This is a genomic window from Granulicella cerasi (assembly GCF_025685575.1).
Taxonomy (GTDB): Bacteria; Acidobacteriota; Terriglobia; order Terriglobales; family Acidobacteriaceae; genus Granulicella; species Granulicella cerasi.
Map to the genome: position 1 here is coordinate 758882 of NZ_JAGSYD010000003.1, position 19210 is coordinate 778091.

The 19210-nt window shown below is 54.8% G+C and carries 12 protein-coding genes and 1 pseudogene; 3 read left to right on the forward strand and 10 right to left on the reverse strand.

Annotated elements, in window-relative coordinates; genetic code table 11:
- Positions 1–82 precede the first annotated feature (82 nt).
- The 9 genes from OHL11_RS12715 to OHL11_RS12755 form a co-directional block, all read right to left on the reverse strand.
- A complete protein-coding gene (locus tag OHL11_RS12715; RefSeq protein ID WP_263371878.1) occupies positions 83–1231 on the reverse strand; it encodes a GGDEF domain-containing protein in 1149 nt (382 codons plus the stop codon).
- A gap of 588 nt (positions 1232–1819) precedes the next feature.
- Positions 1820–4024 carry an alpha-galactosidase gene (locus tag OHL11_RS12720; protein ID WP_263371879.1) on the reverse strand — a complete coding sequence of 735 codons (2205 nt, stop codon included), beginning with the start codon at positions 4022–4024 and terminating at the stop codon, positions 1820–1822.
- Between the two features lie 137 nt (positions 4025–4161).
- Complete coding sequence (locus OHL11_RS12725) at positions 4162–6219, reverse strand: beta-galactosidase (RefSeq protein WP_263371880.1); 2058 nt, start codon at positions 6217–6219, stop codon at positions 4162–4164.
- Positions 6216–6434 (reverse strand): hypothetical protein, encoded by a 219-nt coding sequence (locus OHL11_RS12730; protein ID WP_263371881.1) that lies wholly within the window; start codon positions 6432–6434, stop codon positions 6216–6218. Before OHL11_RS12730 ends, OHL11_RS12725 begins: the two co-directional genes overlap by 4 nt.
- 184 nt (positions 6435–6618) lie before the next feature.
- On the reverse strand, positions 6619–7659 hold the full coding sequence (locus OHL11_RS12735) for a UDP-glucose--hexose-1-phosphate uridylyltransferase (protein WP_263371882.1): 1041 nt from the start codon (positions 7657–7659) through the stop codon (positions 6619–6621).
- Positions 7656–8822 (reverse strand): galactokinase, encoded by a 1167-nt coding sequence (gene galK / locus OHL11_RS12740; RefSeq protein ID WP_263371883.1) that lies wholly within the window; start codon positions 8820–8822, stop codon positions 7656–7658. Before galK ends, OHL11_RS12735 begins: the two co-directional genes overlap by 4 nt.
- Before the next feature lie 99 nt (positions 8823–8921).
- Positions 8922–10475, reverse strand: coding sequence for a hypothetical protein (locus tag OHL11_RS12745; protein WP_263371884.1), 1554 nt, complete (start codon positions 10473–10475; stop codon positions 8922–8924).
- Positions 10476–10559: 84 nt separating this feature from the next.
- The gene (locus tag OHL11_RS12750; RefSeq protein ID WP_263371885.1) at positions 10560–13817 is read right to left on the reverse strand and encodes a carboxypeptidase regulatory-like domain-containing protein; all 3258 of its coding nucleotides are present in this window, start codon (positions 13815–13817) and stop codon (positions 10560–10562) included.
- Positions 13818–14184: 367 nt separating this feature from the next.
- Entirely contained in the window at positions 14185–15633 is a 1449-nt protein-coding gene (locus OHL11_RS12755) for a hypothetical protein (protein ID WP_263371886.1), read from the reverse strand.
- 555 nt (positions 15634–16188) lie between these two features.
- On the opposite strand from OHL11_RS12755, the gene OHL11_RS17240 reads away from it, so the two are divergent.
- The 3 genes and pseudogenes from OHL11_RS17240 (at position 16189) to OHL11_RS12770 (ending at position 18474) form a co-directional block, all read left to right on the forward strand.
- A complete protein-coding gene (locus tag OHL11_RS17240) occupies positions 16189–16845 on the forward strand; it encodes an AAA family ATPase (RefSeq protein WP_317890649.1) in 657 nt (218 codons plus the stop codon).
- Positions 16845–17588: pseudogene (locus OHL11_RS12765) on the forward strand (site-specific integrase). Before OHL11_RS17240 ends, OHL11_RS12765 begins: the two are co-directional and overlap by 1 nt.
- Positions 17589–17844: 256 nt before the next feature.
- Entirely contained in the window at positions 17845–18474 is a 630-nt protein-coding gene (locus OHL11_RS12770) for a hypothetical protein (RefSeq protein WP_263371887.1), read from the forward strand.
- Positions 18475–18516: 42 nt separating this feature from the next.
- Here the strand turns inward: OHL11_RS12770 and OHL11_RS12775 are convergent, their stop codons facing one another.
- Entirely contained in the window at positions 18517–18909 is a 393-nt protein-coding gene (locus OHL11_RS12775; protein WP_263371888.1) for a winged helix-turn-helix transcriptional regulator, read from the reverse strand.
- Between the last annotated feature and the right edge of the window lie 301 nt (positions 18910–19210).

A 19210-nucleotide genomic window follows, 5' to 3' on the forward strand; every position in this document is an offset into this window, starting at 1 on the left:
GTGGAAACCGCTACGCGCTTCCCACTTCTCCACGCCCCAGACGGCGGCTACTTGAAGTCAGAAACAGCTGCGCTACACTTACTCACCTACTGGTTAAAACATCGGGCAGCGCAAGGCGGGCACATGCTTTACCCGATCTCTTTGCATCATAGAGTGCTATATCAGCGCGTTTCAACAGCGTCTCCAGGGAGTCAACTTCCGAGCATTCAGCCACGCCGATGCTGACGGATAAGAATGTGGATTCGATCGATAGCGACGATTGAACAGTCGCACAAAGGCGCTGTGCCATGATGAGTCCGCTTGGCCCTGAGACTGAAGGAAGAATCATGACGATCTCATCGCCACCGAGTCTTCCAACCAAATCATGCGCGCGACACTCACTAGTCAGCAAGGAGGCAAGATCGCATATGGCACGGTCTCCGGCGGCATGGCCAAAGGTGTCATTGATTGTTTTGAAACGGTCAATATCGAGTAAGGCGATGGAAAAGGCCTCACGATTCCTCTTATAGCGGCTGATTTCCTGCGAGATCTGGCATTCAATACCGCGACGGTTAAGGGTGTTCGTCAGGGAGTCAAGCATCGACTGCCGTTCAAGCTGCAGAATGATGTCTTGACCAAAGACAATCAGGAACAGAAGTCCAAGCATCGCTGAAAGGATGACATTTCCAACAATGATTGTTTGACTTAAGAAATGCAGTGAGATCAACGGAAAAACGGTGGCGAGTGCTGTTTGAGTTCCGCCAATCACAAGCACAGCATAGAGTCCGTAGACCAGCATAAAGAATCCAAGAGCGGTTATGGCTGACCGCTTTTTGCTTGCTAACTTTATGAGGAGATAGGCGGAATCAAGTCTTATGACGGTAATCGCAATTACAGGCAACGATGGAAACCGGGCGGAAAGTGCCGGAACCAGATAGAGCAATGTGCAGAGGCACCCAATCACCAAGCAGAAATCTCGGCTATCAACAAGTGGCTTGAGGGAGAGATATTGTTTTACCGAAAAATAGATTAGAAGAGTTGCTACAAACGATAGGCTCTCGGCGAGATGAAACCAAAGCGGTGATTGGATGAGAAAAGCACACCTACAGAGGGCGGCAGTTACAAATGCTACCCCAAGCATCCCGGCACCTTTAAGATCCGGATAGACAGTATGAAGGAAAAAGAAGAACACGGCGAGAAGCGAACCGAAAACGATCTGACCGATGATCAGCGAAGGAGAATCCAGCGCCATGTCTTTTCCTTCTACGCATTCTCGCAAATGGTATTGACGTAGGGAATAAGATTTACACTCACATCAGATTCTGCACAATGACAAATTGGACAATCTATCCAGCGGGATGCCCAATCGGGACTGTAAGCCCTCTCGCTTCCGGACACGGCCAAATGTCTTAATCATGCGTACACCGCATCTTGCCCCCTGAAAAGCAGCGTGATAACCACCTCGATTCGCATGTCCATGGGGCGTTGTTGGGCTGTGGGACAGGAAGCGATTATGGGATCAACTGCCGAGAAATGGCCAGCCATCCGGACGTGCAAGACTCTGGAGCCTCAAGGGCCATGAATGATCGATTCATAAGGGTTTCGACATGAGATAGGGATTCTGAATCTCCTCTCACTCGTCCTATCGTGCAGAGAAGAGACAGTAACGCTCCTTGTCGCTAGGATTGCATCAGCGTCGATCTCATCGAAAGCCAAGGCGAGCACCGATTTGATGTACTATATGAATAGGCTGACGCATGGTGATTGCCTAATCGTAACTTCTTGCATGACCGCCAGCCAACAACTGACGGGCGTAGCGATAAGAGCACGGCCGTAATGTTTATGGAACTCGCACAATTCGAAACGCGGTACTATCAAACTCGCCCCGCAGCGAAATTGGTAATCCCTGTGTCATGAGGATCTGCCCGGGTACCGACGCTGCCGTCCTATTCATTCCTGTGCCGAACTGCTCAATCCTGTACATGGCCGTAGGGCTCAATCCATACAATCTAACGTTTCCATAAGTCATGCCATAGTGTTGAGCATGGAGGTAAGCGAAGACGACGGCCTCTGTCTGACCTGAAGTGACGTACTCGACGGGCTTGGTGTCATCATCTGAGGGGGATTCCAGCCGATACAGATTCCCATTCGCTACGATTGGACGGATGGTTTTATAGAAAGCAATCAGCTGTTTGGCGGAGTCCAGGTCCTCATCTGACCATCGGTTCAAATCGCCTCCAATACCTAGTGCTCCTTGCATCGCGGAGAAGAATCGAAACTGCAGAGGAATGCTTCTTCGGTCCAAAAAATTGGGTACATCAGTGACCCAGGCCGCCATCGTCTGTGGCGCATAGGCGTGGGTAAATCCCTCCTGTATGCGAAGCCGGTCGAGCGCGTCAGTGTTGTCTGACGGCCAAACTTCATCTGTATAACGCAGAATTCCGAGGTCAGTACGCCCGCCGCCCCCGGAACAAGATTCGATCTCAAGCTCTGGGTGATTTGCCTTCAATCGAGCCAGAATCTCGTACAGATTCTGCACATAGCGGACGTAAATCGCCTTCTGTCCATCATGTTCGAGTCCGCTTTCGGTTGCCTCGTCTTCCCAACCGGGCTCTGACCAATTACGGTTATAGTCCCATTTCAAGAAGGCAATGTCATTTTCGCGAAGCAGCTTATCCAGCCAACGGAAGGTGAACTCCTTCACATCGTCGCGCGCAAGGTTCAGCACTAACTGGTTGCGTGCAAGAGTTCCCTGCCGCCCCGGAAACTGCATAACCCATTCTGGATGCTGACGGTACAGATTGCTGTCGGGGTTCACCATTTCGGGTTCGACCCACAAACCGAAGCTCATGCCAAGACTGTGGACATGATCGATAAGAGGTTTCAATCCATGCGGAAACTTCTTTGGATTCACTGTCCAATCTCCGAGGCCCGCTTTGTCCGAGTTCCTCTCGCCGAACCATCCGTCATCCACTACAAAGCGCTCGACACCAAGCTTTGCGGCCTTGTCCGCAAGCGCCGTTTGCCCTTTTTCATTGACACCAAATTCCGTCGCCTCCCAGGAGTTGTACACGATGGGTCGAGGCGCTGGGGACGGGTGGTGAGGCAAGATTTTTCCAAGTTGAAATCGATGGAGAATCCGCGAAGCTTCACCCTGTCCATCTGCGGTGTAGCCCCCGTAGAAGACCGGCGTTTCCAGTGTCTTGCCCGGAAGCAGGGTGTACGTGAAGTCGAACGGATTGTATCCGCCCGTCACCCGCAAGAGGTGCAGGGAGGTTTCCTCGATTGTCATGCGCCAGCTTCCGCTCCACGCCAATTCTCCGAACCAGACAGGACCGGAATGTTCCGTTGTCTCGTCAATCTGTCCGATCGCAAACCAAGGATTTGCTTGGTGAGATGTGCTGCCGCGCCGACTTTCAAGTACGCGAACTCCAGGCTGCATCGCCTCCCGATGAAGTTGCCACTCAGCTCCCCATTGCCCCGTCAGCCAGCTGACCTCATACTTCCTGCCGGACGGCAGGCTCCATGTAGCAGAAGATGCTTGCTCAACCTGCACAGGTGTGGCGCCTGAGTTTTCTATCCGTGACGATCGGCCAAGTATCCCTTCGGGATATGGCTCGTAGTACAAATGGACCCGAATCGAATGCACGTCACGTAGAACGATATGCAGACGCTTGTCCTCGATATCGGCAGACTCAAAATGCAAGACCATAGAGCGATCACCGGATGCCGAAGTCACCTTCAGTGCAGGTTCGGTAAATAGTCCTGCTCCCCAGCCCGCATACTCCAGCGGCGTTGTGTTGATCGGCAGGTCGAAAGAAGCTCTTTCCGGTTGGCTATGCGGAGTAGGCCACTGGTAAGAATCTTCGATTGTCGGCCCCCAGTACAGGGACTGTAGGACGTTCTCCTCGTCTACGCCAATGACGTAACTCATTTTTCCCGCATGGATATTCCAGATCCTGGTACCGGCCTGCGTATGGATGGAGGATTGAGCGTGGGCCGCTGCAACCAAACAGAAGAAGAGGAAAGCGATTTTGACTCTCATGAGGCTATGTCCTTCAAAGGGGATGCAAGGTTTCCTGGACTCGTACACGCCGATTACTCCGGCTTCGATGCGTTTTGTTTATTGCATGACGATTGCAGCGCCGGACCATAACTTATGCGGTGTGCGATAGGAAACAACTACGGCACATTGGAGCTCAACACCGAAACATCGAAGTGGTCGAGGGAAAGCTGGTTCACATTTCCGCCGTGCAGAACATCCGTCATTGTTTGCGGCAATTTAATGCGTTGCGCGCCTGCGTTGAGATTCACGAATATCCAAACTTCGTGCTGTGCGTCACGCCGAATGGAGAACTCAACGCCCTCGGGGACGTCAACGGCGACTGGCCTTACCTTGGCGTCGGTCAGCATCCATTCGACCGCATGGCTCATTGTCATCCCATCCAGCCATGCGCCGATATAGGTAATCCGTCCGTTGCCGACACGACGTGTGATGGCAGCAGGTTGGCCGTCGAGCCACCCGTTGCTCCTGCCGTAACGCATCAATACTTCGGTGTCGGGAGCAGATGCTCCAAGCTGCTCCGCCCAAAGCTTCGAGCTCCCCGAGCCCCATTGGCCATCCAACGGTACTGGGCTCTCCAGAGCGTAATACTGTTCGACACGTCCGCCCAGCAACTCCGTTAGCGGCCCAGGCTGGCGCTGCGGCTGCAAGGCATTATCGACAGTCTTCATGCCGGAGCGTTGTCCCAGCACCAAATGCCCTCCCTGGCGAACGTATTCGATCAAGTTCTTTGCCTCTCCGTCGGATAGCACATTGAGCGCAGGCGCAACCACTAGTTTGTAGCGACTCAATGGGGCCAACGGCGCAACGATATCGACTGTATGAGCCTGTCGCCGTAGCTGTTTGTAGTAGCTCAATAGGGCGTCTACCGGATCATAGCTTTGGTTGTGCCGTTGCCAATTCACAGCCCATCGACTGTCGTAGGAGTGCAATATGGCGACCTCCGCCTGTGGTTCTGTGCCACTGAGCCAAGCGGCCGCACGATCGAACTCGGCACCGACCTGTGCAACTTCGCTATAGACAGGAACAGGTGTCCCATCGGATCCGATCAGCGTGCCATGGTATTCCTCCTGACCATTCAGGGCACTGCGCCACTGCCAGTAACCGACGGCGTCTGCTCCGTGCGCTACATCGTGCCATGCCATGGCCCGCACTTCGCCTTTGTCCAGTGCGTTGTTGTCTTGGCTCCAGTTCACAAAGCCGGGTTGTGTCTCCATCACCCAGAAATTCTTGCGTAGGAAACCACGGGTCAGATCATGGGCCGCACCGTTACGTGTCGGATCGAGATGTCCTTGGCCAACGTAGTCGTCCCACGCGGCGAAGTCGAGGTCCTGCGCAACGGTGTAGTGGTCGTATCGGTCGAAGAATCCCATCATGTTCGTCGTGATGAACTGCCGGGGTTCGCTGTGAGCGCGAATCGCATCGATCTGCACCTTTTGGTAGCTGCGCCACGTGTCACTGACAAAACGCTGCCAGCTCAGCATCAAGCCGGGGTTGCCGCGTGTTGCGCCAACCGGAATCTGCTCCCATGCGGTATAGCTCTGGCTCCAGTAGGATGTCGCCCAACGTTGATTCAAATTATCGAGCGTTCCATAACGTGCTTTCAGCCACTGCTGAAATTGCGTTCGTGTGGTGGGGCCGAAAGATTGCTCTGCGTACTCGTTATCAATTTGCCAGCCGATGACATTGGGGTCATGGCCAAATCGAACTGCCAGCCTTTCCGCCATCGCGCGAGCGAGTTCACGATACTTCGGACTCGACCAGTCAAACTGCTGCCGGTTTCCATGTTCGTCCTTACGTCCATCTTCCTTGGTCCGCAGCGTTTCTGGATACTTCTGCGTCAGCCACGCAGGAGGCGAAGCCGACGGCGTTCCCATCACTACGAAGATATGGTGTTTGCCTGCAAGCTCCACTGCGCGCACGAGCCAGTCGAGATCGTAAACTCCCTCGCTTGGCTCCATGCGCGACCACGCAAACTCACCTACGCGCACCCAGTGAACATGGGCCTTCTCCATGAGCGTTAGGTCATCCTCCCAGCGCGACTCCGGCCATTGCTCTGGATACCATGCGACTCCGATACTCAACGGGATCGTCTTGGACGATGTGGCGGCCATCGATGAACCTGCTAGCGATGCCATCGCGAAATAGAAAATCGCTGCTATAGCTTTGTATTTCACACTTCGTTCTCCCATGACTTATCTGGTTTCCGTCGAGCCAATAAAACACTAGCGATGCCAAAGACGGTCATCGTACCGCCCCAGATGATATTGAGATTGATTCCCATAGAGACCGCGTAGATCGCACTGTCATACGTGGCGAGTCCATACGCAAGCATCATGGCACCGATGATGAGGAAAATGAGGCCGAGTGGAAGGCGGATATCGAGTCCCATGTATAGCTCCTAGGCGAAAACCAGATCGAGGACGAGACAGATGGCGAAGACTTCTGCGCCTTTAGGGAGTTGGCTTCGCTGACTATGGCAAAAATTGTCCATGATTATGACACGTGCCCTGCACGGATCAGCATTGTGGCGACAGTGCCCCCGATATAGCCAGCGCCGCCAGTAACTAGAAGGTTCATTCGATCTCCTGTAAGGCTGCGCGCAATGTTGCTGCCGCCGACTCAGGAGTGATGTCGCGTTGCGGCGAGCCGAGCAACTCAAAGCCGACCATGAATTTACGGACGGTAGCGGAACGCAGGAGAGGTGGGTAAAAGTGCGCGTGAAGCGTCCACTCAGGGTGCCTTTGGCCATCGCATGGAGCGGGGTGGAAGCCCATGGAGTACGGGAACGGTGTATCGAAGACACGGTTGTACAGTGCAGTAACGGATTGCAGAATAGCGGCGAGACCATCGCGTTGTGCCTCAGTGAGATCGGCAAAGTTGGAGGCATATCCCGTGGGAAGCAGGAGAATTTCGAACGGCCAGACAGCCCAAAAAGGGACGAGAGCGACCCATTGATCATTGCTGGTGACGATGCGCTGGTTGGTTTGGAACTCAAGGCCTAGGTAGGCGGCGAGAAGAGGCTCGGCGTGTTCGGTGAAGTAAGCCAGCTGTGTAGCGAACTCGGTCGCAGGTTCGTTCGGGATATGCTCAGTAGCCCAGACTTGGCCGTGTGGATGCGGGTTGCTGGCGCCCATCATTGCGCCACGGTTTTCAAAGATCTGGACATACTGAATCCATGGAATCGCGGAGAGTTCGGCAGCTTGCCCGATCCACAGGTCAACGACGCGGCGGATGCCGGAGACAGACATGGTGGCGAGCGTGAGGTCATGGCGGGGGTCGAAGCAGAGGACTCGACATATACCACGCTCGGTCTCGGCATGAAGCAGGCCGGCATTGTCAAAGTCGTAGATGTCTTGCGCGAGATCGGTTTGAAGGGCGGCGTAGTCGTTGGTAAAGGTGAAGGTTGCTTGGTAGTCAGGGGTACGTTGGCCGCCGGCGCGGACGTTTCCGGGGCAGAGATAGCAGGTGGGGTCGTAGCTCAGTACGACGGAAACGGAGGGCGTTTCGGTTTGGCCCTGCCACGGGCGTGCGGTGCGATGAGGAGAAACGAGAACCCACTCCCGGCGGAGAGGGTTCCAGCGGCGATGCGACGCCTGAAGGAAATTGCCGTTCATTGGGTGGCCTCCTTTTGTTTGGAGAAGCGAGCCATGGCACCGTCAACGGCTTCACCGAAATAGACTTCGGCGTCGATGTTGTAACGGGCTTTGTAGGCTCGCCGGAGCGCGGTCGTGAAGGAGTCGACGTAGTAGGCATCAACAAGGTTCACAGTGCATCCACCGAAGCCTCCACCGGTCATACGAGCGCCAAAGCAGCCTTCGAGAGCGGCGGCGGTATCGACGAGGAAGTCGATCTCTTCGCAGGAGGCCTGGAAGTCGTCGCGCATACTGCGGTGAGCGTCGAGCATCAGCGCGCCAAGCTGAGAGGGGCTTCCTTGTAGCATGGCTTCGCGAGCGGCGAGAACGCGGGCGTTCTCGGTGAGGATGTGGCGGGTGCGTCTGTATGCCTGATCTGAAAGCGTTGCTGCTACTGCATCGAGCTGCGTCACCGTGGCTTTTCCGAGGTTGGTGGAATTGGGGAAAGTTTTCCGGATGGCAGCTTGACCTTGCTCCGCCTCGGTGCGGCGAGTACCGTACTCGCCGGTGGCCACAGAATGCTTCACAGCCGAGTTGCAGATCAGAATGCGACTGTTACGCAGGGCTCCATGGCTCAGCGGGAGGTACTCCACCTGTAGGTCGTCGGTGTGAAGTAGAAGGACATGATCGGCTTTAGCGGCGGCGATCACGAACTGGTCCATGATGCCGCAAGGAGAACCGACGAAGGTGTTCTCAGCTCTGCGGCAGAGCAGCGCGACATCTTCGCCGCAGAGCGCGGCACCAGCATGGTGGAGCATGGCGAGGCAGGAGGCAACTTCTACGGAAGCGGAGGAGCTGAGGCCTGCTCCAATAGGGACGTTCCCCGCGAGGTGGAGGTGGAAGGGCGGAGGGTAGATGCCAAGGAGTTGGAGTTCATGTAGAACACCGGCGGGGTAGTCGGTCCAGTTTTGCTGCGGCGTGAGAATATCGGTGTGGCTGAAGGCGAAGTCGCCGGTAAAGAAGTCACTGCTGAAATGGAAGCCCTCGGGAGCAGGAGAGATGTGCGCGGTAGTGATGAAGGGGATGGCGAACGGCATGACCAGCCCGCCCGTGTAGTCGGTGTGTTCTCCTAGTAGATTGACGCGAGCGGGTGCGGAAGCAGCAAAAGAAGCTAGCAGAGCAGGATCGAAAAAAGTCTTTGTCACAACTTTGTTATGCATGTGAGATTCACTACATCCTCGAAATCAGTTCAGAACGAACAACCCCAGATGGAGGGGAAAAGCACGAAACGATCTCCTTGTCAGTCAGCGGATGGCGAACACAAACCCAGGCGAAGAAATGTCTCCTGGAGATCCTGCACTGTGGCCAAACATCCGCATGTCGGATTCTGTAAGTTGAAGTTCGTTGCTCTTGATGTCGAACTTAGCCGTGACGTCTTGTCCCACCTCGGTCAGCAGATCTTGCACAAAGATGCGTTTCCCGGCCAAAGATTGAGCAAACACGAGGCGCAGCGACTTGCAGCTGCCAAAGATCCCGAATGGGCCCTGAGCATCGCCGACGTTAAACGTTACGCTTGCAGAAGGCATGAACCAGCCGTTGTCCCGATGAGTTCTTTCTTGAATACCGATTGCAACTGCACCATTCGGAAACCTCGCCGCGAAGACAAACGGCTTTTCACCACCTGCCTGTACCCTCGGAAGAGCGATACCGCGCGCGATGCATGCCGGCGCTCCTTGATAAGCGACTTTACCAATCACGTCGTTCTGCCACGTTTGACCCCGTTCGAAGAGCCAATCATCGGTGAGGATCTCTTCACTCGCCGTGAATGTAGTCCTTCCAGCAGCAAACGGAGGAGCAATGCGCTGCCACCGAATGGCACGGGCAACCTCATCCATGCGTTGTTTGGTCTTGCGTGGGCCGTTGAAAAAGAGATCGGGATCTGTGTCAGGACGGAGCCCGGAGAGTGGGTGACGCATGATGCCCATCGTGCAACCCATCACTGCGGCCACGTATGCTTCATCCTCTACGTTCAATAAGGCACGAATCTCGCTCCGCGATTGTGCGCCCTTTAACATCTCAGCCAACCGATCCAATGTCGTCGGCAACGACAACATCGAAGTTACATCGTAGGTACGGTAGATATCGGTGTGGGCGAGAATCTGCTGGCGCTTTGAGCCCGAAGGTTGCGAACCAAATCTTCCCGTGCGCTGCCAATCGCCATTGAGGGGCGACTCGCCATGGACATGTTCGAACCTCAAGGGAAGATGATTGGCGTTACGGGTCTGAATAAGATTGAAGGTAGGGTCACCTATATCCACCTTCCAGTAGCCAATGCCTGCATCTGCACTGAGCCTTTCGAGGCGCTCGTCCTTTAGGCCACCTGGAGTGTTCCGGCACCAGAGAGCCAAACCACGCCAGCCTGCTTTACGGACAGAGTGATTCAACTTTCTGAGTCTCTCGGAAGTAGACCCTCGATAGGAAGGAAACTTCTGCTCATCAAGTTCGAAAGTTGCCGTCCCTCCAGATTCCCAACCGTCATCGAGCAGGAGATAAAGGTCCTCTCTAACACGTGGAAAGAAATCACGTGCCCATCCGTGAGGGCCAAGCAGAACATGCTCGTTTAACGCATCGTGCGCCAGACGACTACCTGCATCTCCTTCCAGGTCCCGGATGGATAAAGAAGATGCATGTTGTCCATGCATGTAGTTTTGGACAGCCCACGTGCACCAATAATTAGGGGCTCTGCTTGGCGTCTTGGGGATAAGGTCGATCACATCGCCAGAATGCGAAGTCCGCGATGAGGATAAGCCGTGTATAGGTGCTGCTGTCAGTGCCGCTGCGCCGCTCAAAAGAAACATTCTTCTATTCACGATTCGATCCTTTTTCCTATTGATTGCGAAGGAAGTCCGGGGTGCCCGCGCACGGCTCTCGCCGGACACACATCAAAATGTGAAATGGGCACCCAGCTGCAACTGTCTTGGGTTGCCATTAGTTCCACTAATCTGGCCAAAGTTCGAATCCCCCAGACTGGTATCCGGGTTTGAGTAGTGCGGCGTATTCGTCAGGTTGAAGGCATCCACCTGCAGGGTTACCTTCATCTCGTCATGCACAACTGCAGACTTCGAGAGAGAAAGATCTGCGTTGTAGTATCCCGGACCATGCACCTTGCCGAAGCCTGAGTTCCCGAGTTGGAAAGGAGCGGGCGTTGTAAAGCAGCTCGTGTCGAACCAGCGTGAGACAGAGCCAAATGTGCGAACGCTTGGGCAGGTGACATTGGCATGGTTTGTGACACCACTACCGAGGTTGTCATAGGCGGCATCGAAGCTAAGAGGAGAGCCCGACTGAAGCTTCGTCACGGTGCTGAATTGCCAGCCGCCGAGGACCAGGTCTACCGGCTTCTTCGCATTCGACATCCATCGCTGGCCGCGGCCGAATGGGAGTTGATATACAACGCTAGCAATAAAGTTCTGTGGGATATTGGGTGCCTGATTGGTTCCCTCCCCTCGGTTGAGACGATCGTCCAACGGCCACCAGACATTCATGTCGTCGAGTTCCTTCGACCAGGTGTAGTTGACGCGCCCGGTCAGTGATCGCGAGAAGCGAAGCTTCAACTCCGTCTGTAATGCGTGATAGATCGAAGACCCGTTTGCGCCGGCAAAACCAATATTGGTCGCGTACTGTTCACCAGCCGCATTGAAATATTGATAGGGGAGCCGAGAATTGAAAGGAGTCGAGCCCGGCTGCGGTGTGTTCAGGTTGTAGCGACGGAAGAGATGAAGACCGCGAGTTCCGACGTAGGTAAGGCTAAAAGCAACCGTGTCCGAGAGCTTTTGCTGGACGCCCAGATTCCAGGCATACGCAACGTCCGGTTGCATATTCTTGTCCATATAGCTGACTGAGATCCCGGGAGGCGGAGCTAAGGATGCCGTCGTCGCTGTCGGGATGTATTGCGGAAGACCTGAAACGCTGAGCGATGCTAACGGAACATTGCGTTGTTGTGCAGGACTGGTGAAGACCTCAAAGAACGGGTAATTCCTTTCCAGGAAACCACCCATGGCACCGAAGTTGCCTGGGAAATGGGTCACGCCGAACGCACCGCTCACGGTGGTGCTGGCACCTCCCGGTGTATACGCGAAACCCACCCGTGGCGACCAGCCGCCATAGTAGTTGTTCACATTCGGTGTACGGTTGCCGTCTTTGGCGAAATCGAGCATGCCAGTCGCAAGATTGAAGTTCGATTGTTGATTGTGCTTGTCTATCGCGGGCGTAATAACGTCCCACCGCAAAGCAAGGTTTAGCGTCAGCACCCGGCTGACATGGTACTGATCCTGGGCATACAAGCCGAGCAAGCTTGCGCGGGTCGCGGGAAGTGTCGCGACGAATCCTCGATCCGTGTTCGAGGGAAGGCCCAACAAAAAGCTCGCAAACTGATTCCCACCGGTAGGGTTCACACAGTTTGGGTTCATTGTGCAGCTGCTCGTATAGTCCGAGATGTAGCTGAAGTCGCCATTTTTGTTGGCGTCCGAATTGGTGAGGGATGCCTGCAGACGACGGAAGTCCTCGCCAAACGTAAACGTATGCGGCCCCCAGACTTTGGTCAGATTGTCCGTGATCTGAAATGAGTTTGTGATACGTTTTGCATTCGTCCAACCCTGAGAGCCGGTCGCAGCAATGTTACCGATGCTGAAGTGGCCCAACCCCGTGGCTCCGAAGGTAGCATTGTTGCCATTCGGGATACCGATCGTGGTGTTCTCGTTGGTTCCGAGATCATTGCCGAAGTCATGAGTCGCAAATCGATTGAAGCCGAAGCGCAACTCATTGACCATCGTTGCAGAGAACACATGGTTATACCCGAGTGCCGTATTGTGATTGCGTGACTGTGCGTTCACATCGCCTATTTGGATGAACGGTGTTCCGGGGGATGGCGCAGAAAGGTCGCGGCGCTGGTAGGATTCGCGGCCGAACACACGATCTTTCCCAGTCAACTGGTAATCCACTTTCACGTCGAATTGGTGGCTGTTGTCAGGTTCAACAGTATTCGCCTTGAAGTTATTGCTGATGTTCGTTTGGTCGGTCGCCGCTGGCCAGATGGTATTGCCGGATACCATCTTTGCCGAGACGGGATCAAAGCGGCTAGCCGGAATCTGCCATGCATCACCTTGCGGCGTGTTGACGGTGGCGAACGGCTGACGCGTTTGCGGGTCAAAGATCGGATTCGGAAACTGGCTCTTCAAGAATGTGCCTTGCGTCATCAGTTGCGTCGGAACGGTGAGGATGTAGCTAATGCCATTGCGTAGCAACAGTCCCTGGTAATCCGCAAAGAAGAACGCCCTGTTGCGAATGATCGGACCACCAATCGATGCACCGAACTGATTGGCACGATAGGGGGCTTTTTGCGTGGCACGCCATTGGTAGGCATTCAAGGCGTCGTCCCGGAAAAATTCATAGGCTGAGCCATGGAAGGCATTGGTCCCTGATTTGACGAAGGCGTTCACCTGAGCGCCGCCATAGGTTCCAACGGTGATGTCCGCGTTGTTCGTCGAAATCTTGACTTCTTGGATGGAGTCGAGTGGTGGGGTCACGTTGATGAAGGCGTTCAACAGCTCCATGTTGTTCACGCCGTCCAAGGTGTAGGTGGTTCCGCCCCAAGGCATTCCATTCACGCTTGCGGTGATGGAGCCGAACGAACCGGCACCGGCGGCAGCTTCCGCTGCGCTTCCGAACCCGGCAGCCACCGAACCAGGAACAGTTTGTACAAGCTGCGAAAAGACACGCCCATTGAGAGGAAGGGTGGTCACATCCCGGCTTCCCAGCACCTCTCCGAGTGATGAGCTGCTGGGATCGATGAGAGCATTCAAGGTCTCGACGACGATTGACTCGTTCTGCGTACCAACCCTGAGTGTGAACGACACGGGGGAGGTTGCATTCACTGTCACAACGATCCCGTTCGAGACAACCGTCTGCATCCCCGGCGCTTCGACCTGGACCTGGTAGGTCCCCGGTGGAAGGTTATTCGCCTGGTAGTCGCCGCGGGAGTCGGTCTCGATTGAGGTGGTGATTCCGGTGTCCTGATTTGTGACAATGACCTTGGCATTCGCAATAGCTGCTCCCGAAGGATCAAGCACCGGTCCGGCGATGCGCCCTGTGACTCCCTGTGCCAAAGCCAGGGGAGTCACTACAAGCACGGCGGCGAGCGCCAAGATGCTCCTCACTCGACGAACTCTTCCGATTGCCGTTGTCCATCCAAAACTGAATTTCTGCATCGTGTTGCCTCCAGAACGGCTATCCTGCAAGCCGCAAAACAGACGCAACCGTATCGATCAGGGAATCTATTGGCTAGTTACGGGGGGATACCGCGCTGCTACATCCTCTGTTTTTTGAACATTTTGACGACGTTTCGAAAAAGTTACAGCGCGTTACGCCGCCAGATTATCGCTGGTGGATCGAACGCAGAGCTCCGCCATTGCAGGCTCCAGATCCAACATCTGTGAGGGTGTTGGCAAAAGTCATATCAGGAGCTGGATCGGTCGGAACCCGATATGAATCGGTTGTCCGGTTGAGCAGGTCCTATGGCTTCTTCGCAGGAAGAGGATGGATCGACACCAGATCGGCTCCCAGCACTTGGTAGCCTTTGGCAAGCCGTACATGCACGAGGGCTTGAAACTGAGAATCGCCCGCTTTCTTCAAGGCCCTGTCCAACTGCTGGATCCCGTCTTTAGAGGTCATAAACAGGGTCGCCCCTTGAGTGCCCTTTGTGTCCAACCCGCCTAGAATCATGATGCGTCGTCCCGGAGCCATGCCGTTTGCCATCGTGACGATGCTGTGATCGCCCACCAACACCTGCGAATGCGGATCGCGCTCCGTCTTATAGCTGTGCGCCTCCCCCTTCGTGGGGCGAGAATTAACGATTTCCGATGCCCAAGTACTACGATTGGCGGGCGTTGTGAAACGAAAATCGCCTGCCGTGAGGAGTTGTTCCACGGCTGGATTTTGGAACGGAGAACCCAAGAGAATCACATTGTGCTCACTTAGGTCATCAGGGGCGATGTCCCGGCTGGATTTTACGATTGGCTCGACGCCCATGTGTCCGAACAGGCGCGTCAACATGCCGAGCGACTCGAGTTCTCCGGTTCCGGTGTATCCATTCTCGTAGTACAGTTGCCTTCCCTGGGAAAGCGCACCCGAGGCAGACGCCACTTCATTGGCGACGTGGGGATCTACCTTCGCACCGCGACCATCAATCGCCCCGTGATCGAACAAGAAGAGGTCGTTGTCGTCATCGAGAAGAAATACCGCATCTGGGTAGGCAATCACGGGAGAATGATCGTTGCCCAGAAATTGCGCCCAAAAGATTTCGACGGGATCTTCATGCACGGAACCCATTGACTTTGCACCGGTCCGCCGTTCTACATTCCAGCCGCCCAGCAAATACGCGAAAGCAATCAGGGCGATACCGCTGGCGACGAGCAACAAAACACCCCACGGAGGTATCCCAGAGGACATCCGTACAATCGGAGTTTCGGTAATCTCGGGTGCGTCCGATTCTTCGGGCGGGGGGCCTAGCGGGACAGGTTCAGCGATCGGGGATACCGTGACTGGAATCGCTTCAAAACGGGGCGAGTACTGTCCTTTAGGAAACTCGATCAGGACGGTGTCGCGCGCTCCTTCCGTTTCGTAATATTCCTTCAACTTCACCCGGAGTCGGTGAATCTGCACTCTGACTATCGGATCAAGTTTCGGGTCGAAATCCTGAGTTCGTCCCAGAGCCTCGACGCCGATTGTGTATTCTTTCAAGTGGTCTGTTGAATTTTCCAGGATCCGGTCAGTCAGAAATTGAAGTAACGTCTGAAGCGTTGCAGCATTCCGGAGGGTCGAAGATTGGACGATCCGGAGAGCCTGCGCTTTGCATTCTTCGACGGTTGGTCGGCTGCCCCCCGAGTCAGTCGATTGGTCTCTGCTGGCGAGTTCGCTGGTCAAGATTCCCTCGAAGAACAGGATCGTAGCACCCGTGGACATCCCTCGCAAAGTCCGGTGATCGCGCTTCACATGTCCACACCAAGCGCACAGACATTATGCCTCTTATTTTCAGTAACCTATCCCCATCACAAATGGCACAATGGCAGTAGCTTTGTCCACACATGCCGACCTTGTCTTGACCAATATCATTCGTTACGCGCTAGCTGAATTGCCGACACGGAAGCCGTTTCCCGCCAATGGCGAACGATTGTCGTGCAATACAACGTCTCCGGGTGTAAGTCCATGGCGCACGACTTGCCGCTGCCATGTACGCGCACGGCATCAACGAAATACTGACTATGAAAAGCGCGGACGTCGCTCGCTTCGCGGGCATCCAGCCCTAGATCCCCATCATATTTGGTGTGGCTGAGAACAGGTACCCTATTGGGCGTCTGACTAGCATCATTCTTCCTCCGGCCCGCACCGCGAAATAGAGTGATTACTGGCCTCGTCATTCCATTTTGGAATGACGCTCGCTCAAAATGTCATTGGACGTTCGCGCAATCCGAACTTAGCTTTGCGCCTAGCTGACACACCGTCAGCGGAGGTGCAAAGATGCTCAGAATCCGCCGCACAACCCGGTTGGGAAAGTCCTTCAATCGGTCGTTCAATTGCCCCGCCAAACGGTGGGCAATCCCTCTCTCAAAGCAAACTCTCCGCCACGTCCTTCACGTCATGGGGCCGACGCTTCTTGCACTCACCTTCGCGGGTGTGAGCAGCGGTGTGGCCCACGTCCAGGGAACGATGGACTTGTCCGGGGCGCAAACCTTGATGACAACCTTCAAGACTTCGGTCCTGCCAGCTATACGTGAAGGAGCTGAGCGGAACGGCTACGCCGTGGAGGGATTTGCACCGACATCGCGTGCTGCGAAGCAATTACGAGATGCCGGAATTAAGGCGTACACACTGCAACGCTTCCTCGTGGGCGGCGGCCTGCAGGCCGCCGGCGATCCCGCGAGAAATAATCTCTACATGGTCGATGAATCCTCGCTGGCATCAACGCAGCAGATGCGTGACTTCCTTAATAAGATTAGCCCGCAGGATAAAGTTCTGCTCATTGGCGATACGCGTCAGCATCAGGGCGTCGAGGCAGGAACCCAATCACGAAGGTTCGTGTTTTGGCCAAACGGTTGCGCGAGCCTGATGTACTTTCACCGGGCGAACTTGCTGCACTCATCGCCGTTCTCAACCTTCGGGAACGTGCAATGGTGATGCTGGCCGGAAGCACCGGCCTACGGAGATCGGAGCTTGTCGCGCTCACCTGGGCCGACATCGACCTCGAACTTATGCAGGTCAACGTGCGTCGCTCCTGTGTGCGGAATCACTTCGGGGACACCAAGACCGAGACGAGCCGCAAACCTGTTCCGCTCCATCCTTCGGTGGTGGAGTCGCTCGGCATATGGCGGGAGGAGTCAGCATATGCAGGACACCGATTTTCTCTTCCCGTCGATCCGGCGTAAGGGAAAGCAGCCTTTATCCCCAGACACTTTGCTCAAGAAGGTCATTCGTCGGGTCTCAAGAGAGCGGGGATCGAAGGCAAAGCGATCGGTTGGCACAGCTTCCGTCACTCCTTGGCGACCAACCTGCGATCAGCAGGAGTTGACCTCAAAACCGCGCAGGAGCTTCTGCGTCATGCGAACTCACGGATCACGATCGACGTATACACGCGTGCCATCTCCGCGACCAAGCGTGAGGCCAATAACAGAGTGATGGAGATGGTCTTCAAAGCGGGAAGGAAGACGCTTTCAGCACCCACTCAGCACCCTCCGAGGGTGCGAAGGGGACAACGAAAAAAGGTGCGGATAGCTCCAGCACCCTCGTCAGCACCCTTAAAGGAGGATCATGATTTTGCCACTTGCGATAAAACCTTTGTTTTCTCAGGTTTGGCGGCGACGACGGGGCTCGAACCCGCGACCTCTGCCGTGACAGCTAAGCTGGATCGCGTAACTTGTTGATACTAGGCGTAGCGGATGGCTCCCTGAGCGCCTTATTGGACCCTCGGCAACGGTTATTGGACCCTTAGCGGACCCACGACCTTTGCCCTCCAGACCTTTGCCCAACCACCCCCTTGTGGCGAAATTTTCATGCCATTTTGGCGAATAGACGGCGATGATCCTCTGCCGCAGCAAGGCAAAGGATACGGGTCCGATAGAGAATGATTCCTCCTAGCTGGGGATACGAGAAGTTGCCATCAACTATGCTGTGAGCACTATGACCCTGGCGAAGCGAAAAATCGCTGAGTCGAAAGAACTGCTCGGCTCAATCACCTTCCGTGTTGATTTTGCGGTCAGCCTCTCCGAATACGGGGGCGACCCGAGCGACTACATCACTGTGTATGAAGGAAACATCATCGGCATGGCGGACGATGACAGTGAGCAGAAGATTGGAACGCTAATTTTGTACATGGTCGAAGCGGGGCGAACCATGAACGAGGGCGTATCTCTATTTGATGTGATGGATTGTCTTGATGGCGATAGCTGTGACTGTTTCGAGAACCTGTTCGATCCAGACTCCGAGCAACTGAAACCTGAAGTGGAGAAGCTGATTTCCGAAGATCGAGCGGCACAATGGGACATCATGCTCATTGAGCGGCTTGAGCTAGTTCCTGAATATCGTGGCCGCGGCCTGGGGAAGAGTGTCGCACTCCGAGCGATTCAGAAATTCGGCGAGAACTGCGGAGTTATCACCTGCGTACCAGTCCCACTCCAGTTTTCGGGTCTCGGCCGGAACGATAGAAAACCCAGAGGGATGACATTAGCCCAACGGCGCGTTCGGGAATTCTGGGAGGATGTTGGGTTTGATAGGGTTCCAAACAGTGACTATTTCATCTGGCCTCAATAGCGAATCCACCGATTCTCCTATTGAGTTGCAGGCAGCTACGGCTTACCGCAACCGAGGTGAGTATCCTTGTTTCTGGGCATCGAGATACTTCGCTCCGGTCTCCGAAAGGAGGTCGAGCACATCACACACAAGCTCGCGTACATCTTCATTGAGTGCGTATTCGACATGGAGGATCAGATCGCTCATGTCAGTTCGGGTCACAATTCCATCTGCTTCCAAGCTTCGGAGGTTTTGCGATAACACTTTCTTGGAAGCGCCAGGAATCATCCGTCCAAGTTGACCGATTCGAACTGGACCCTCACGGAGTGCACAGAGGATCTGAATTCGCCATTTTCCTTGCAGCAAAATGTCGGACATGAGTTGTGCCCGGCGCACATATGCAGCAGTCCGTTCGCTGTTCTTCGGACGCGTTGGAAAGCTCGTGACCGACGCCATCTTTTCGTGACTGGAATTGCTTTGGCCCACGAAGGACATTGTGCAGGGAGAGAAATGCAGCATCCGAACATTTGCAAGGAATCGCCTTATTTGCCCTACGAATGTCATGAATTCGGCAAGCTGTGAAATCTTTCCAAAGAATGATGGGCGATATCTTGTTGATGAAGGCCGCGAATCTCATTGGCGATAGAAGTGGTAGATCAGAGTCTGAAGATTGTCTGGTGATTCTCGCGGGAGGTTGGTATAGTTCGGTCTTCATGGTCCAAACAGCCCATGTTCCACCGCCTTATAAGCGTGTTCG

What these genes read in the sequence shown, in the direction of transcription:
- OHL11_RS12775 (WP_263371888.1), bottom strand. Translation starts at nt 18,909, where the DNA reads ATGGCGTCGGTCACGAGCTTTCCAACGCGTCCGAAGAACAGCGAACGG.
- OHL11_RS12730 (WP_263371881.1), bottom strand. Translation starts at nt 6,434, where the DNA reads ATGGGACTCGATATCCGCCTTCCACTCGGCCTCATTTTCCTCATCATC.
- OHL11_RS12720 (WP_263371879.1), bottom strand. Translation starts at nt 4,024, where the DNA reads ATGAGAGTCAAAATCGCTTTCCTCTTCTTCTGTTTGGTTGCAGCGGCC.
- OHL11_RS12735 (WP_263371882.1), bottom strand. Translation starts at nt 7,659, where the DNA reads ATGAACGGCAATTTCCTTCAGGCGTCGCATCGCCGCTGGAACCCTCTC.
- OHL11_RS17240 (WP_317890649.1), top strand. Translation starts at nt 16,189, where the DNA reads ATGCTCAGAATCCGCCGCACAACCCGGTTGGGAAAGTCCTTCAATCGG.
- OHL11_RS12755 (WP_263371886.1), bottom strand. Translation starts at nt 15,633, where the DNA reads ATGTCCACGGGTGCTACGATCCTGTTCTTCGAGGGAATCTTGACCAGC.
- OHL11_RS12745 (WP_263371884.1), bottom strand. Translation starts at nt 10,475, where the DNA reads ATGTTTCTTTTGAGCGGCGCAGCGGCACTGACAGCAGCACCTATACAC.
- OHL11_RS12715 (WP_263371878.1), bottom strand. Translation starts at nt 1,231, where the DNA reads ATGGCGCTGGATTCTCCTTCGCTGATCATCGGTCAGATCGTTTTCGGT.
- OHL11_RS12770 (WP_263371887.1), top strand. Translation starts at nt 17,845, where the DNA reads ATGACCCTGGCGAAGCGAAAAATCGCTGAGTCGAAAGAACTGCTCGGC.